This is a genomic window from Streptomyces synnematoformans, assembly GCF_039531005.1.
Lineage (GTDB): Bacteria > Actinomycetota > Actinomycetes > Streptomycetales > Streptomycetaceae > Streptomyces > Streptomyces synnematoformans.
The window spans coordinates 1,163-1,912 of the sequence record NZ_BAAAPF010000602.1; the positions used below are offsets into that span (position 1 = coordinate 1,163).

A 750-nucleotide genomic window follows, 5' to 3' on the forward strand; every position below is an offset into this window, starting at 1 on the left:
CGACGACGAGTTCTGAGCGGCGGAGCCGGCCGGGCCCCCCCCCCGTCACACGTCGCGGGCGGCGGCTACAGCGCCGCCGCGGCGGGCTTGACCATGCCCTTCACGGTGCGCGAGTCGACGTACTCGCCGAGGGCGGTCATCTCCCACTCGCCGCTGAACTGCTTGATGAATTTTGCCATCAGCACGCCGGTGCGGGGCTCGGAGTGGGTGAGGTCGAAGCGGACCATCTCCTCGCCGGTCTGGCCGTCGAGCAGGCGGCAGTACGCCTTGGCGACGTCGGTGAACTTCTGTCCGGAGAAGGAGTTCACCGTGAAGACCAGGCCGGTGACGTCGGGCGGCAGGCCGCCGAGGTGGACGGTGATGACCTCGTCGTCGCCGCTGCCCTCGCCGGTGAGGTTGTCGCCGGAGTGCTGGATGGCGCCGTTGAGGATCTGCAGCTTGCCGAAGAAGCAGTTGTCGATCTTGTTGCGCTGGGGGCCGTACGCGATGACGGAGGCGTCCAGGTCGATGGACTTGGCGCGGCGGCGGCCGCCGCCGAAGGCGGGCTCCCAGCCCAGGCCCATCTTGACGGTGGTCAGCACCGGCTGGCCGCCCTTGACCAGCGAGACCGTCTGGTTCTTCTGCAGGTTGACCCGGCCCTTGTCCAGGTTGATCTTCCCGGGCTGCGCGCCCGCCGGCGGCGGGCCGGGCTGCTGCGGCGCGGCCGGGGGCGGGCCTGGGCCGCCGGCGGCGGGGGCGGCGGGGGCGGCG

General features: G+C 72.0%; 1 protein-coding gene. It reads right to left on the reverse strand.

Annotated elements, in window-relative coordinates; translation table 11 throughout:
• Positions 1 to 65: 65 nt before the first annotated feature.
• On the reverse strand, positions 66 to 750 hold a 685-nt coding region (locus ABD317_RS36435; protein WP_344296271.1), incomplete at its 5' end, for a TerD family protein.